The organism is Sorangium sp. So ce1335 (assembly GCF_051521615.1).
Taxonomy (GTDB): domain Bacteria; phylum Myxococcota_A; class Polyangia; order Polyangiales; family Polyangiaceae; genus Sorangium.
In genome coordinates this window covers 5,076,981-5,091,472 of record NZ_CP150363.1, presented here as the reverse complement: position 1 = coordinate 5,091,472, position 14,492 = coordinate 5,076,981, and the positions used below count along the sequence as shown (strand labels likewise).

General features: G+C 71.9%; 10 protein-coding genes and 1 pseudogene. 5 read left to right on the top strand and 6 right to left on the bottom strand.

The window, feature by feature from the left end; genetic code table 11:
• Nucleotides 1-24 precede the first annotated feature (24 nt).
• Nucleotides 25-1,086: an EfeM/EfeO family lipoprotein gene (locus WMF24_RS18695; protein ID WP_437737786.1), complete on the top strand. Its 1,062-nt coding sequence runs from the start codon at nt 25-27 to the stop codon at nt 1,084-1,086.
• A 156-nt stretch (nt 1,087-1,242) separates the two neighbouring features.
• Here the strand turns inward: WMF24_RS18695 and WMF24_RS18690 are convergent, their stop codons facing one another.
• From WMF24_RS18690 to WMF24_RS18670, 5 genes are all read right to left on the bottom strand, one after another.
• The gene (locus tag WMF24_RS18690) at nt 1,243-2,016 is read right to left on the bottom strand and encodes a PP2C family protein-serine/threonine phosphatase (protein WP_437737785.1); all 774 of its coding nucleotides are present in this window, start codon (nt 2,014-2,016) and stop codon (nt 1,243-1,245) included.
• Between the two features lie 194 nt (nt 2,017-2,210).
• The gene (locus tag WMF24_RS18685; protein ID WP_437737784.1) at nt 2,211-3,701 is read right to left on the bottom strand and encodes a hypothetical protein; all 1,491 of its coding nucleotides are present in this window, start codon (nt 3,699-3,701) and stop codon (nt 2,211-2,213) included.
• Nucleotides 3,702-4,232: 531 nt separating this feature from the next.
• Complete coding sequence (locus WMF24_RS18680; protein WP_437737783.1) at nt 4,233-4,979, bottom strand: hypothetical protein; 747 nt, start codon at nt 4,977-4,979, stop codon at nt 4,233-4,235.
• A gap of 1,140 nt (nt 4,980-6,119) precedes the next feature.
• A complete protein-coding gene (locus WMF24_RS18675; protein ID WP_437737782.1) occupies nt 6,120-6,728 on the bottom strand; it encodes a hypothetical protein in 609 nt (202 codons plus the stop codon).
• A 1,328-nt stretch (nt 6,729-8,056) separates the two neighbouring features.
• Nucleotides 8,057-8,779 (bottom strand): hypothetical protein, encoded by a 723-nt coding sequence (locus WMF24_RS18670; RefSeq protein WP_437737781.1) that lies wholly within the window; start codon nt 8,777-8,779, stop codon nt 8,057-8,059.
• Between the two features lie 743 nt (nt 8,780-9,522).
• On the opposite strand from WMF24_RS18670, the gene WMF24_RS18665 reads away from it, so the two are divergent.
• Together WMF24_RS18665 and WMF24_RS18660 are read left to right on the top strand one after the other, a co-directional pair.
• Nucleotides 9,523-9,819, top strand: a complete 297-nt coding sequence (locus tag WMF24_RS18665; RefSeq protein WP_437737780.1) for a hypothetical protein — start codon at nt 9,523-9,525, stop codon at nt 9,817-9,819.
• Between the two features lie 15 nt (nt 9,820-9,834).
• Nucleotides 9,835-10,125, top strand: a pseudogene (locus WMF24_RS18660) (aldo/keto reductase); the annotation flags it as partial.
• Here WMF24_RS18660 and WMF24_RS18655 read toward each other — a convergent pair.
• Nucleotides 10,080-11,321, bottom strand: a complete 1,242-nt coding sequence (locus WMF24_RS18655) for an SUMF1/EgtB/PvdO family nonheme iron enzyme (RefSeq protein WP_437737779.1) — start codon at nt 11,319-11,321, stop codon at nt 10,080-10,082. The pseudogene WMF24_RS18660 and the gene WMF24_RS18655 overlap by 46 nt on opposite strands.
• Nucleotides 11,322-11,450: 129 nt before the next feature.
• Here WMF24_RS18655 and WMF24_RS18650 point away from each other — a divergent pair, with 129 nt between their 5' ends.
• Nucleotides 11,451-13,049, top strand: coding sequence for a metallophosphoesterase family protein (locus WMF24_RS18650; RefSeq protein ID WP_437737778.1), 1,599 nt, complete (start codon nt 11,451-11,453; stop codon nt 13,047-13,049).
• Between the two features lie 388 nt (nt 13,050-13,437).
• A complete protein-coding gene (locus tag WMF24_RS18645) occupies nt 13,438-14,481 on the top strand; it encodes a vWA domain-containing protein (RefSeq protein WP_437737777.1) in 1,044 nt (347 codons plus the stop codon).
• Nucleotides 14,482-14,492 lie beyond the last annotated feature (11 nt).

The following is a 14,492-nucleotide window of genomic DNA, read 5'->3' as shown; positions in this document are numbered from 1 at the left end:
GCGCGACAAGGAGCTCGGACATCCATGCCTATCCCTGCCTGCCTGCGGTCCGGTCTGGCCATCGCCGCCGCCGCCCTCTCGCTCCCCGCCTGCGGGAGCGACAACGAGGCGCTGCTCACCGACGCGAGTTACGAGCAGCAAGCCGTTCAAGACGTGAAGATCTTCATCCAGGGCAACCTCGATGAGTTCGCCGCCGCCACGGCCGCGCTCCTGACGGCCGCGCCCGAGCCGGATGAGGACGGGTGGAGCGCGACGAGCGACGCGGAGGCCGTCGACGCCATGAAGGCCGAGTGGAAGAGAGCGCGGCAGTCGTACGAGCGCGTCGAGGGGGCCATCGCGGTCATCTTCCCGGATCTCGACTACTCGACCGACGCCCGCTACGACGCGTTCATCGAGGTCGCGGCCGACGACGACCTCTTCGACGACGAGGGGGTGACCGGCGTGCACGCCATCGAGCGCATCCTCTGGGCGGACCAGATCCCGGAGCCCGTCCTCGCCTTCGAGTCGGCGCTCGCGAACTACAGCCCCGCCGCCTTCCCCGCGACGATGCTCGAGGCGGCCGAGTTCAAGGACCTGCTCTGCACGCGCCTCGCGGCCGACGCAGAGAAGATGCGGTCCGATTTCGAGCTCCTCGCGCTCGACGCGCCGTCCGCGTACCGCGGGGTCATCAACTCCATCCTCGAGCAGGTCGAGAAGACCAGCAAGGCGGCCACCGGAGAGGAGGAGTCGCGCTACGCCCAGTACACGCTGGCCGACATGCGCGCGAACGTCGCGGCCGGCGAGCGGACGTACGAGGCCTTCCAGCCGTGGGTGCTCAGCAAGGGCGCCGAGGGCGAGGAGGTCGACGAGGCGGTCCTCGCCGGCTTCGAGCGGCTGTCGAGCGCGTACGACGCCATCGAGGGCGACGCGCTGCCGCCGTTGCCCGAGGGGTGGAGCGAGCAGGCGCCGACCGAGGAGCAGCTCGCGACGCCGTTCGGGAAGCTGTTCTCGCTGGTCGAGCGCGAGAGCGACGACGCGACCCCGGGCACGCTCGCGTACGACATGACAAGGTCCGCCGATCTCCTCGGGATCGACGCGCTTCCTTAGGCGCACACCCGCTTCGGATACGGGCCCATCTCGACGTTTTCGGTGCTCGGCGTACAGGGAGTACGCCTGCGCGCCGAAAACGCCGATCTGGGCCCGTCTCCTGTGCGGGTGCGCGCCGCGATCGTGCGTCCGGCGGGCAGAGTGGTCGGGGGCGCGTCAGGCGGCGGGGGTCCAGCGGACGAGCACGCAGGTCACGTTGTCGGGGCCGCCGTGGCGGTTGGCGAGGTCGATCAGCGAGCGCGCCGTCGCGGCGAGATCGTCTCCCTGCGCGAGCGCCTCGGCGATCTCCGCCTCGGAGACCGGGCCGGAGAGCCCGTCGGAGCAGATCAGCAGGAGATCTCCTGCCTGCGGCTGCTCGAGGCGCGTCGCGACGTCGACGGTCTTTCCCATCCCGAGCGCGCGCGTGACGACGTTGCGCGCGAGCAGCGGATCGACGTCGTCGGGGAGCAGCTCGCCGCTGTGCAGGTGCTCGTTCCAGAGCGAGTGGTCCTCGGTGAGCCGCTCGAGCCGGCGCTCGCGATAGCGGTACACACGGCTGTCGCCGACGTGCGCGATGCAGGCCGCGTTCGCGTCGGCGTAGACGCCCGCGAACGTGGTCCCCATGCCGTAGAAGCGCGGGTCGCGCTGCCCCACCTCGAAGATGCGCTCGTTGGCGCGCCAGATGGACGAGACGAGGCGCAGCTCGAGCGGCCCCGTCAGGTCGTCGTACCCCGTGGGCTGGGTGATCTCGCCCTCGCTGTCCTTGCAGCACGACTGGACGATGTCGACCGCCATCCGCGACGCGATCTCCCCGCCCGCCGCGCCGCCGATGCCGTCGGCGACGATGAAGAGGCCCAGGTCCAGATCGACGGCGAAGCTGTCCTCGTTGTGCTCGCGCTGGCGGCCAACGTGGCTGTCACCGGCGGCTTCGATGCGGAGCGGGGGGTTCACGGAGCTTCCTCGTCGACGGAACGCATGTGGGATACCCGCGCAGCATCCAGCGACCGGGCGCCTCGCGCAAGTCGGGAACGGCGCGATTCGCGCGGAGAGCGCCGGCGCGCTCGGCGCCGCGCGCCACATAGGTGATCCGCGTCACATGCCTGCTGTCGCGGCGTGTGGGCGCGGGGGCGCGGACGCCGGGCGCGTCACGTGCGCAGCGCGGCGGTCGCGTGCGGCTGGAGCGGCGGGTGCGGCTCGCTGCGCTGCCCTGCCGGCGGCGGGACGCTCGCCGTGAGGGCCTCGAACCGGCCGCTCTTCCAGGTCACGAGCCCGCCCGTGAGGCGGGCGGCCTTGCCCGCACCCGGGTCGGATTTCAGCCAGACCAGGGGGCGCGCGGCGAAGACGGGCTTTGTGCACGCGACGTCCTGGAAGGCGGCGGACCACGAGCCCGTGTTGCCGAAGAACAGCCCGCCCTCCCAGACGCCCTCGGGCGTGTGCGTGTGGCCGAACACGACCGCCCTGGCGCGGTGGGCCCTGGCGACCTGGCGCGCGGCGCGGCTGACCCGCTGCCACGTGGCGTCGAGCGGGAGCTTCGGCACGAGGCGCTCGTAGACGACGAGCCCGGCCGGCGCGACGAGCGCCGCCGGCGCGAGCCAGCCCGGCGCGAGCAGCACCCACACGAGCGCCGCAGCGACCGCGAGCAGCAGCAGGATCGCCCGGTCGAGCCAGAGCTCGCGCGCGACGAGCCCCAGCCGGTCCTCGGCCGGGGGCGCGAACAGCCGGGCATGGCGGGCGACGGCGCGGAGCGGGGCGCCCGTCTCCTGCGCCGCCGCGGCGAGGCACTGGCGCAGCCGGGCGCGCCGCCCCGGCTCGCGCCGGCGCACGAGCTCGACGACCGTGCGGAGCGCCCCGAGCGCCCAGGCCACCGCGAGCGACCGGCGCGAGAACATGTAGTAGCGCGCCCAGTGCGCGAGGTAGCCGAACGCGGACAGCATGAACGAGGAGTCCACGTGCGGGTTGAAGTAGCCCATCCGCGAGACGAGGAGCCGGCACACGAGCGAGCCCATGGTCGGCTGGATCTCGCCCGGCGTCCGCCCGAACGGGACCATCGGGTAGCGGTAGCTGCAGTAGGCGTCGTACTGGTTGCCGTGCTCCACGATGATGCCGTCCGGCGTCTTGTGGAACCAGGCGCGGAACACGACGCGCGCGCCCAGCGACGCGCGCGCATCGCCCGAGCGCGGCGCATCGCCCAGCGCGGCGAGCGCCGCGTCGACGACGCGGGCCCGGACCAGCTCGCGCACCTCGGGGAGCGTGAGCTGGACGTCGTGGTTGCCGGAGATGAACACGACGGTGTGGCCGTCCGCGACGACCCGGCCGAGCGCCTCGATGAACACCGGGTGATCCGCGAGGATCGCGCGCATGGCGGGGACGGCGTGCTCGGCGCTGCGGGGGAGGTCGTGAAAGACGCTCTTCTGGTCGATGACGCGCGGCGCGTCGAAGTCGAACACATCCCCGTTGAGCACCAGCGTGAGCTCGTGGCGCCCGGCGCCGCGCGCCGTGCCCCGCTTCATCTCGCCCCGGAGCGCGTCCAGCATCGCCGCGACCTCGCCGTCGGGGGAGTAAGGAGCCTGACGGTAGCGCATCCACAGACCGTCACCCGGCTCGAGCTCACAAAGATGGATATCCGAGATTGCCACCGTATGGAGCATTCAAACAAGGTGACACACGCGCCTGTTCACGATTGTCAGGGAACTGTCACGACGGCGTGTCGGTCCATGGAAGCGCGGAAAGCTGGGCCGTGGGAGGGCGCTGGCGGCTGTCCGGTTGGTTGGTACAATAACGGGATGCGCGACGCGCGTCGCGGCGATCGCCCGCCCTGGACTGCGAGCCGTGGGCGCCTGTCATCGGTCGTGGCGTCGTGTGCGAGGCCCTGCGCAGACGGGGGTTGACGAGCGGGCGGGGTCACGCGGGTTGCGGGCCGCGAGGCAGGGCGCCTGACGGCGCGGGTGGCGCGGTCACGTCCCGGCGTCGCCGGCTCGCCTGGGCGCGAGGCCCAGGCGGCTGGAGAGTGGAGCTGCGGCGCCGGGGCCGATGCCTGAGCGGCCCCCGCGTGCCGCGCGTCAGACCCCCTGCCGGAGATCGGCTGCCTTCACGTGGCGGGAGACGCGCGGCACTGGCGTTGTTTCATCGGGGCCCCGCCCCGGCCCCATCCCCTTTGGCGGCTGGCGTCAGCAACCCCAGCCGAGCGAGCCGGAGCCCGAGCAGCCATGGCCGTGATGGCCGTGGTGGTGGTCATGCACGACGATCGGGACGGCGTGGTTGTTTCTGAAGAGCTCGTCCAGGATCGCGAGGATGTTGATGTTGTTGTTGTTGTTGATGTTCAACGGGAAGCCGCCGAAGCCGCCGCCGAAGCCGTTGAAGAAGGGGAAGCCGCCGCCGCAGCCGAGGCCACCGGGGAAGAAGCCACCGCCGCAGCCACCGAACATCCGCTGGCCCCCGTCCTGGCCAAGCGGCGCCTGGCCGAGCTGGCCGACGGGCCCCTGGCCGAGCTGGCCGATCGGCGCCTGGCCAATCGGCGCCTGGCCGAGCTGACCGACAGGCCCCTGGCCGAGCTGGCCGACGGGCCCCTGGCCGAGCTGGCCGACGGGCCCCTGGCCGAGCTGGCCGACGGGCCCCTGGGGACCGAGCCCCCCCTTGCTCGGCCCGGCCTTGCTCGGCCCGGCCTTGCTCGGCCCACCCTTGCTCGGCCCACCCTTGCTCGGCCCGAACAGGTCCTTGCTAGGCGCCTGGGCCTGGTACCCGCCCCGCTCCTCGTCCGCGACCTCCTCGAGCGCAGCGGTGGTCGAGTCGATCGCCTCGACCTCGTCGAGGCCCGCCTGCTCGAGATCTGCGTCCGCCGCATCGACGGCGCACCCCGTGCCCAGCGCAGCCATCACCATCGCGAGTCCCAGCACCTTGCCATGAATCGAGAGCATGTCGTCCTCCTCAATGTCCCATGATGGCCGGACTCCCCGAGCCATCTTGAGCTCATCGAAGAGCAGGTTGTGTGCCTTGCCCCTCGTGTGTAGACACTGCCGCCCCGAACTCCCACCCTTGGGCTCGTCATGAGAGCGAAAAGGCAATCTCTGGATCTGCGCAGGCTTTCGTTTCCGATAATCTCAACGCGAACACCAGCGGGACGGCCACCGCGCGGAGGACGTATGGTCCGTGAGCCAGGCGCGCCATGTTCGAGATCGCCTGAGCCGTCCTGGAGATACCGAGCATCGTGCGTCTGACCTGCTCAGGATGCGCCGTTTGTGCATCGGTGAAGGAAAGGTGCGAGTCGGCCGACTCGGGTCGTAAGCTTCCGCCTCCGTCACCGCAGCTCCGCGGCGGGCGCTCTCGACGAGCCACGCGGACACATCCGTTGCACCAGCGCGCGCTCGTGGCGCCTGACGCCGCGCCCCGATTCACCCCATCCGGAGCGCGTCCAGCATCGCCGTGACCTCGGTCCGGGGGGAGCACGGCGCCCGACGGTGGCGCCTCTGCAGACCGTCACCCGGGCCGAGCTCACGAGGATGGATATCCGAGATCCCCATCGTCTGGGGTACCCGAACAACGTGACACGCCCGATTGTCCGCGATGGCCAGGGAACTGCCGCGACGCCATGTGGGGCCATGAAGGAAGCGTGGAAAGCGGGCGGTGGAGAGCGCCGGCGGCCGGTTGGCTGGTCGGTCCACCAGCGGGATGCGCGATGGGCGTCGCGGCGATCGCCCTGGACTGGCGAGCGCTGGGCGCCTGGGTTCCGTCGTGGCGTGGTGTGCCAGGCCCTGCGCAGGCGGGGGTCGGCAAGCGCGCGAGGCCGCGTGGGTGTGGGCGAGCGAGGCAGGGCACCTGACGACGCGGGCGGCGCGGTCACGTCCCCGGCGTCGCGGGCCGCCTGGGCGCGAGGCCCAGGCGGCTGCACAGGAGAGCTGCGGCGAGCGGCGTTGACGGAGCCGATGCCTGAGCGGCCCCCGCGTGCCGCGCGCCAGAGCCCCTGCCGGAGATCGGCTTCACGTGGCGGGATACGCGCGGCACTGGCGTTGTTTCATCGGGGCCCGGTCCCGTCCCCATCGCCCGCCTGGCGGCTGGCGTCAGCTGCCCCAGCCGAGCGAGCCGGAGCCCGAGCACCCATGGCCGTGATGGCCGTGGTGGTGGTCATTCACGAGGATCGGGACGGCGTGGTTGTTTCTGAAGAGCTCGTCCAGGAGCGCGAGGATGTTGATGTTGTTGTTGTTGTTGATGTTCAGCGGGAAGCCGCCGAAGCCGCCGCCGAAGCCGCCGCCGAAGCCGTTGAAGAAGGGAAAGCCGCCGCCGAAGCCGAGGCCACCGCAGCCACCAAACATTCGTTGGCTCCCGTCCTGGCCAAGCGGCGCCTGGCCGAGCTGACCGAGGGGAGCCTGGCCGAGCGGACCGGCGGGCGCCTGGCCGAGCTGACCAATGGGCGCCTGCTGCCCGACCATCCCCTTGCCCGGCCCGCCCTTGCTCGGCAGGCCCTTGCTCGGCCCGAACATCTCCTTGGTCGGCGCCTGGGCCTGGTACCCGCCCCGCTCCTCCTCCGCCTCGAGCGCGGCAGAGGTCTCCTCGACCTCGTCGAGGCCCGCCTGATCGAGCTCCGCGTCCGCCCCGTCGACGGCGCACCCCGTGCCCAGCGCCGCCACCACCATCGCGAGTCCCATCACCTTGCAATCGATCGAGATCATGTCGTCCTCCTCAATGTCCCTTGATGGCCGGAAGCCCCGAGCCATCCTGGGCTCATCGAAGAGCAGGTTGTGTGCCTCGGTCCTCGTGTGTAGACACTGCCGCCTCGATCTCCCACCTTCGGACGCGTCACGAGAGCGAAAAGGCAATCATTGAATCTGCGCAGGCGTGGGTTTTCCGATATGCCAACGCGAACACCAGCGGGACGGCCCCGCGCGAAGGGCGTGTCACCCACGGGTCGTGGCGCGTCATGTTGGAGATGACGAACTCACCACCATGATAGCCGGAGCCCCCCCCGCGCCGCGCGCAGCGCACCTGTCGCGCGCTCGCGCCGATCACCGGCGTCGCGGCCGTCGCGAACGAGGCGGGATGGCCCCTCTCTCAGCTCGCACACGGACGGCGCGCGGCGCCGCACCGCCGGTCATATGACCCGGCCGCACCGCGCCTGAGCCGTCCTGGAGATACCGAGCATCCTGCGCCTGACCTGCTCAGGCTGCGCCGTTTGTGCATCAATGAAGGCAAGGCCCGAGTCGATCGACTCGGGCCGTAACCGTCCGCCGCCATCACCGCAGCTCCGCGGCGGGCGCTCTCAACCTTCCATGCGGACATCCCCGTTGAGCACCAGCGTGAGCTCGTGGCGCCCTGCTTCAGCTCGCCCCGGAGCGCGTCCAGCATCGCCGCGATCTCGCCGTCGGGGAGCGAGGGGCCCGATGGCGGCGCATCCACAGACCGTCACCCGGATCGAGCTCACGAGGATGGATATCCGAGAACGCCACCGTATGGAGCATTTGAACAAGGTGACACATCCGACTGTCCGCGATGGCCAGGGCGCTGCCACGACGCCATGTCGGGCCATGGCGCAAGCGCTGGAGGCGGGCGATGGCGGCCGGTCCGGTGTCGCTCCATCAAAGGGATGCGCGGCGCGGCGATCGCCCTGGACTGTGAGCGGTGGGTTCCTGTCACCCTTCGTGGTGTCATGTGCGACATCGTGTGTGATCAGGGGTCGATGAGCGCGCGGGCCACGCGGGGGTGTGGGGCGGGCGATGCAGGGCGCCTGACGCCGCGAGGCGGGACGGCGCAGGCGGCGCGGCGATACGCCGCGGTCACGTCCCCGGCGTCGCCGGCCCGCCTGGACGCTCAGCCCAGGCGGCTGGAGAGGAGAGCTGCGGTGAGCGGCGATGCCGGGGCCGATGCCTGATCGGCCACCGCGTGCCGCGCGTCAGAGCCCCTGCCGGAGCTCCGGCTGCCGCGTTGCGGCGGGGGGCGCGCGGCGCCGGCGTGTTTTCTCAGGGCCTCGTCCCGGCCCCCTTCGTCCGCCTCGCGGCCGGCGTCACCCGCAGCCCGACCACCCGCCTCCCCAGCCGAACATGCTGGAACCCGCGACCCCGGTCGAGTGGTGCGGGCAGTGATGCGGCCAGACGTGCGGCGGGCAACCGAGGTGCGGGTTCCGGAAGCGGTCCAGGAGCGCGATGATATTGATGTTGTTGTTGTTGTTGATGGTGACGGGGAAGAAACCGGGGAAGCCACAACCACCGACGAAGCGAGACCCACCGAAGCCCAGGAACGGCATGCCGAAGCCACCGAGGCCCGGCACGCCGAACCCGCCCAGGCCCGGCACGCCCACGGGCAGAGACCCCGGAACGCCGATGGGCGCAGGCCCCGGCTGGCCGACGGGCACCTGGCCGATCGGCGCCTGGCCGATCGGCGCCTGGCCGATCGGCGCCTGACCGATCGGCGCCTGGCCGATCGGCGCCTGGCCGAGCTGCCCCACGGGCGCCTGCCCGAGGTCCGCGGGGAGCTGCTGGCCGACGCCGAGCGGCGCCTGGGCCCCGAGCATCCCCTTGCCCGGCCCGAGCAGATCCTTGCCAGGCGCCTGGAGCCCGCCCCTCGCCTCCTCGCTCTCCTCGAGCGCAGCGGCGGTCGCGTCGATCGCCTCGACCTCGTCGAGGATCGCCTCATCGAGGTCCGCGTCCGCCGCGTCGACGGCGCACCCCGTGCCCAGCGCCGCCATCACCATCGCGAGTCCCAGCACCTTGCCATGAATCGAGAGCATGTGTCGTCCTCCTCAATGTCCCATGATGGCCGGAAGCCCCGAGCCATCTTGGTCTCATCGAAGAGCAGGCTGTGTGCCTCAGCCCTCGTGTGCAGACACTGCCGCTCCGAGCTCTCACCACCGCCTCGCGGCGCGCGCAAAAAGGCAATCTCTGGATCTGTGCAGGCTTTGGTTTTCCGATATCTCAACGCGAACACCAGCGGGACGGCCACCGCGCGGAGGGCGTGTCGCGCGAGTGTCGGGCGCGCCATGTTGGAGATGGGGAACTCATCACCACGTGCGCCCGGGCCCCGCGCGCCGCGCGCCGCGCTCCTGTCGCGTGTTCGCGCCGATCACCGCCGTCACGGCCGTCGCGAACGCGGCGGGACAGCCACGCTCCCGGCTCGCACACGGACGGCGCCCGGCCAGGGCCCGCCGGTCATCTGACCCGGCCGCACCGCGCCTCAGCCGTCCCGGAGATACCGAGCCTCCTGCGCCTGACCTGCTCAGGCTGCGCCGTTTGTGCATCGACGAAGGCAAAGACGGGAGCCGATCGACTCGGGCCGTAAGCGTCCGCCGCCATCACCGACGCTCCGCGGCGGGCGCTCCAAAACGGGCCACGAAGGCGCGATCCTGCGCCACATGACCACTGGAGAGGTGTGATGGGGTCGATGTGGTTGGACGTGCGCACGCGGCTCCTTGGCCCAGCCCACGTGCGTCTACGTGCGGCCGGTGGGTTGGTAGAATTTTCGTCTGGAGGGCGCATGAGCGAGCCGAGCGAGACGGTAGCGGCCGATGGCGGCCGCCACGGTGTGTTGGGAGCGGTCGCCGCGACCGCGGCGGCCATCGCGGCCGGGTCCGCCGGCTGCGCGCCGACAGAGACGCCCGCGACGCCCCTGGGGCCTCGCGGCGCCGCGGCCGCGCCGCCGCGCGCGCTCGGGCGGACCGGGGCCCAGGTGGACCCGGTGTCGCTCGGCGGAGAGGGGATCCTCCGGACGACCGGCCGCCACCGCGAGGCGGTGCCGGTGATCCTGGAGGCGCTGCGCCTCGGCGTCCGGTAGTGCGATACTGCGCCTGCGTACCAGCAGGGCCAGGGTTACCATGGTGAGGCCTTCCGCGCCGCCGGGCCGAAGGCGCGCGAGCAGCTCTTCCTCGCCTCGAAGACGCTCGCGCGCGATCGGGACGGCGCGCTCCGGCTGCTCGACGACAGCCTGCGACGCCTCGGGACAGACCACCTCGATCTGTGGCAGTTGCACGACCTGCGCGAGATCGAGGCGCTCGACGCCATCTTCGGCGAGCGGGGCGCGATCGCCCGCTGCCCTCACGGCGGATCGACGTCCTTGCAGCAGCGGAATCCGAGGTGGTAGTTCGCGTGGCTGGACTTGCTCATCAGCCGCGTCCCGTGCCATGCGGGCGCGCGCCAGCGGCAATCGTCGGCGTGGACATCCATCGATGAGAAGGCGAACCAGCTCCCCTTCATCTCGGTGAAGCCCCGATCCCCGTGGCGCGCGAGCTCCTCGGGCAGGATGGGCAAGCTCATGTGCTCGGCCACGTTGCCGTGCAGATCGAAGACGCCGAGGCTGCTCCTGCACGCGGGGAAGGCGCCGGCCGGATAGGTGTTGGAGCCGCAGCGGTCCCAGCCGCCGCCCGGGCAGCCCGGCGTGCGCGAGCTCCCTGTGCCGCAGAGCGCGTGGTTCTTCTCGGGGCCATGGCTCCACACCTTCTCGCGCAGGAGGTTGTGGTGCCAGCTCGCCTCGTCCCGCGGCCTCTCCCACTCGTACTCGACATCGGGCTCCCTCAGGGCGCCGGCGCACGCGCCCTCCCACTCGTGCGCATCGCAGATGCGCTTTCCGATCGCCCTGCAGAGGAGCGCCGCCTCGCGCGCCCGGACGTGGACGACCGGGTACTCGCAGGGGATGTTCGGGAACTCGAGCTGATCGATGCAGACGCGGGCGCTCGCCGCGGTCTGCCCGCGCGTCGGGTCGAAGAGCGGCACCATCCCCGGCGCGCCGCAGGCCGGCTCGCGCGCGCGCTCGACGCCCGCGACCGTGCGGACGCGGCGGCACTCGGAGCGCGACATCGGGTGGCGCGATAGCGCGGGGTTGCCCTGGCCGAGCACCGGCGAGGCCGCGAAGATCTCCTCCACGCGCTGCATCGCCTCGTCCGAGAGCGCGAGCTCGCGCCGCATCGCCCCGAACAGCCGGCGGCGCTGCTCGTCCAGCGTGGCAGGCGCGATGTCCTCGTCGTCGATGGTGAGCGTCGCGCGCTCGGGCATCGGCCGGGGCGGCGCTGTCGGCGCGCGCCCGCGCAGCGCGCCCGCCACGAGGGGCGCCGCGCTGCGCGCCGCCGGCGTCGGCGCGAGCGCGCGGGCCCACACGGCCACGCCCGCGACGGCCGCGCCCGCGGAGACAGCGCCCGCGGCGAGGAGGGCCGCGGGCGCGCCGCGGCCGCGCCTGCGCGCCGCGGCCGCGCGCACGCCGGTCGACAGCGCGGGCGGCAGCTCGCTCGGCGCGGACGGCCGCGGCGCGCAGGCCGGATCTCTCGGCATCTCGTGGCAGGACATCGGCGCGCGATCTCGCGCTTACTGCTACGAGCATCCGTCAATTCCGGCAAATTTCGGGGCGCGCGCGGCCGCTTTCCGGCCTGAGCGCCGGCTTGACGGTGCTGCCCGGGGCACGTCAAATGGGACGCTGTGCGAAGGGCGTTCCTCCGAGCCTTCTACCTGGCGCTCTTGCCGGTGCTCGTCCTCTTCGCGCTGGTCCTCGCGCCCGCCGTGGTCGTCTCGCGCCTCGCGAGCCGGAGCCGCGTGTGGCGGCCGGAGACATGGAAGAAGATCTCCTACGGGAGTCGCTATTTCCGGTCGTCGCTCCGGGGCAGGCTCGGCGAGATGGCCGACGTCATCGATATCCTCCGCGCCCGGCTGATCCTGCTCTTCGGCCTCGTCGTCACGATCTGCGTCGTCGGCGGGCTGGTCGTGCACCTGCTCGACGTCGGGGTCCCGCGCTGGGCCGCCGCGTGGCCGGAGGGGTCGATCGCCTCGTTCATCGCGTCCGACCTCGCGTGGTTCCCGGCGGGCGGCAGGCTCTCCTTCGGGGGCGGCGCCGCGCTCGTCCTGGTCGGGTGCGTGGCGCTCGCGCTGCTCGCCCTCGGGATCTCGCTCTACGCGTGGCTCGCGTTCGCCCTGGGCGAGGCGAGCCGCGTGATCCTGCGGTATGGCGGCGCGGCCACGCTCTTCCCCGACCCCGGGGACGCGATCCCCGGCGGGCGGCTCGTGCTCTGCCAGATCTCGGATCTCCACATCACGGCGAACGGCCGCGAGCCGTACGAGATCGAGGAGGGCTCGGCCGCGTGGCCCGAGGAGGTGCCTCGCCCCGACACCGCCGAGCTGACGGGCCGCCTCCGGCGGCTCGTCGCGGAGATCGCCGCCATGAAGCCGCCGCTCGTCGCGCTGACGGGCGACATGACCGATCTCGGGGAGGTGGCGCAGTGGGACGAGCTCGAAGCGGCGCTCTCCGGCGTCCCCGCGTCGTCCCAGGTGCTCATGGTGCCTGGCAACCACGATGTCGCCATCAACGTCGGCACGTCGCCCGATCCGTACCTCAAGAAGCGCGCGGAGCGCGAGCAGCGCTTCGTCGACGTGCTCACCCGCGTCGAGCGAGGCCCGTTCCAGCCGCCCCTGTACACGACGGCGCGCACGCGGGCGCGGCGGCGGCTGCGCGCGATCGCCGGCCTGTATCCGAGGCAGATCGAGCTCGAGGGCGGTATCCGGATCTTCGGGCTCAACTCCAACCGTTACCGGTCGCGCTTCGTGGGGTCGAACGCGATCGGGCAGATCGGCGGCAGCCAGCTGCGGCGCCTGGCCCGCGCGCTCCGGCGTGGGTCCGGCCCGGTCGTCGTGCTCCTGCACCACCACGTGGCGCGGCTCGCGGGGCCGATCTCGCTCAACGACACGTTCATGATCGCCATGGACGGGCCGCGCCTGCTCGAGATGCTCGCGGCGTACCAGCAGAAGAACCCGAGGAAGAACAGCGCGCTCGTGCTGCACGGGCACAAGCACCTCGCGTTCTTCGGCCACTACCGCTCGAAGAGCGGCGGCCGCGTCAGCGTCTATGCGCACCCGTCGTCGACGCTGGGCCACGAGACCGACGGGCACCTCGATGGCGTCGCGCGGTTCGCGGCCATCCGCCTGACGGACGAGGGCATCTGGCGCGTCGAGACGCACCCGCTCCGCCGGGCGCGCGCCGCCGGCGCCGAGCCGTCGCCGGCCGCCGCGGAGGCGGCGGTGTCCTGAGGCGCGCCCCGACACCCTCCGCCGTTTCGTATCATTTGCGTCATTTCGCGACCGAGCGCGGACGGCGGCCAGCTCCGTCAGCTATGCTGTGCGATCGCGCGATCGCGAGGAAGCTTCGCGGCCGCGTCCGCCTTGAATGTGTCACGCACCATCGAGGGCTCCGGCCCAAAATCGCGCCGGACCGCGCTTATGGAGGGTTCTGCTGATGAAATTGCCCACGTTGACCATCGTGTTGCTGACAGTGGGTGCTATCGGCGTCGCATGTGGGGGTAACGTCGCCAGCAGCGGCGACAGTGGCGGTGGCGGCGGCGGTAGCTCGCAGACCACCTCGAGCGGCAGCGCGGGCGCGAACGGAGGCTCGGGCGGAGGCGGCGCAGGCACCGGAGGCTTGTCGGACATCGGCGGCGATGTCGGCCCGGGCGGCACGGGCAGCGGCGGCTCCTCGGGCGAAGGCGGGGCGTGCGCCACCGAGACGGCCGAGGCCGATATCGAGCCCGTCTACATGGCCTTCGCGTTCGACGTGTCCGGCAGCATGGGCATGGGCGACGACCCCTGGCACGACAAGTCGCTCAAGTGGGATCCCGTCGTCGCGGCGACGAAGCAGTTCTTCGCAGATCCCCTGTCCCAGGGGATACACGCCTCGCTCCGGTTCTTTCCGAGCGAGGGCGACACCGACACGAAGTGCGACGCGGACACCTACACGACGCCCGAGGTCCCGATGACGCCGCTGCCGTCGCCCTCCTTCGCCGAGGCGATCGACGCTGTCACGCCGCAGGCCCCCGAGGAATGGCGCGGCGGCACGCCGACGCTGTTCGTGATGCAAGGGACGATCTCGTACGTCGAGGCGCAGCGGCAGGCGACACCAGGGAAATACGCCATCGTCCTCGTCACGGACGGGTACCCCCAGGGCTGCGGCTCGCGGAACAACAGGATCTCGCTCGTGGCCGACCAGGCCGCGAGCGCGCTCGCGGACGGCATCCCGACGTACGTCATCGGGGTCGCCAACCCGCCCCTCGAGGGCGCGCCGGAGACCGTCGAGGACATGAACGAGGTCGCCGTGGCGGGCGGGACCGAGCACGCCTACCTGATCGACACCGGCAACCCCGCGGCGACGACGGACGCCTTCAAGGCCGCCGTCGATGCGATCCGCGGCGCGGCCGTCTCCTGCACGGTCGCGATCCCGCCCGCGCCCGACGGGCGGACCTTCGACGCGCAGAAGGTCCGTGTGAGGTACACGAGCGGCGACGGCGACCCGACCGCGCTCACCTACGATCAGGACTGCGCGACCGAGCGCGCCTGGCGCTACGACAGCCCCGAGAACCCGACGCAGATCGTGCTCTGCGACAGCACGTGCGCCGCGATCCAGGCGGACCCGGAGGCCGCCCTGGGGGTCGATTTCACCTGCGAGGACGTGATCGCGATCCCGCGGTGATCCCGGAGCAA

Excerpts from the sequence above, each read along its gene's own strand:
- WMF24_RS18695 (WP_437737786.1), top strand. The coding sequence starts at position 25 with ATGCCTATCCCTGCCTGCCTGCGGTCCGGTCTGGCCATCGCCGCCGCC.
- WMF24_RS18680 (WP_437737783.1), bottom strand. The coding sequence starts at position 4,979 with ATGCTCTCGATTCATGGCAAGGTGCTGGGACTCGCGATGGTGATGGCT.
- WMF24_RS18675 (WP_437737782.1), bottom strand. The coding sequence starts at position 6,728 with ATGATCTCGATCGATTGCAAGGTGATGGGACTCGCGATGGTGGTGGCG.
- WMF24_RS18670 (WP_437737781.1), bottom strand. The coding sequence starts at position 8,779 with ATGCTCTCGATTCATGGCAAGGTGCTGGGACTCGCGATGGTGATGGCG.
- WMF24_RS18665 (WP_437737780.1), top strand. The coding sequence starts at position 9,523 with ATGAGCGAGCCGAGCGAGACGGTAGCGGCCGATGGCGGCCGCCACGGT.
- WMF24_RS18655 (WP_437737779.1), bottom strand. The coding sequence starts at position 11,321 with ATGTCCTGCCACGAGATGCCGAGAGATCCGGCCTGCGCGCCGCGGCCG.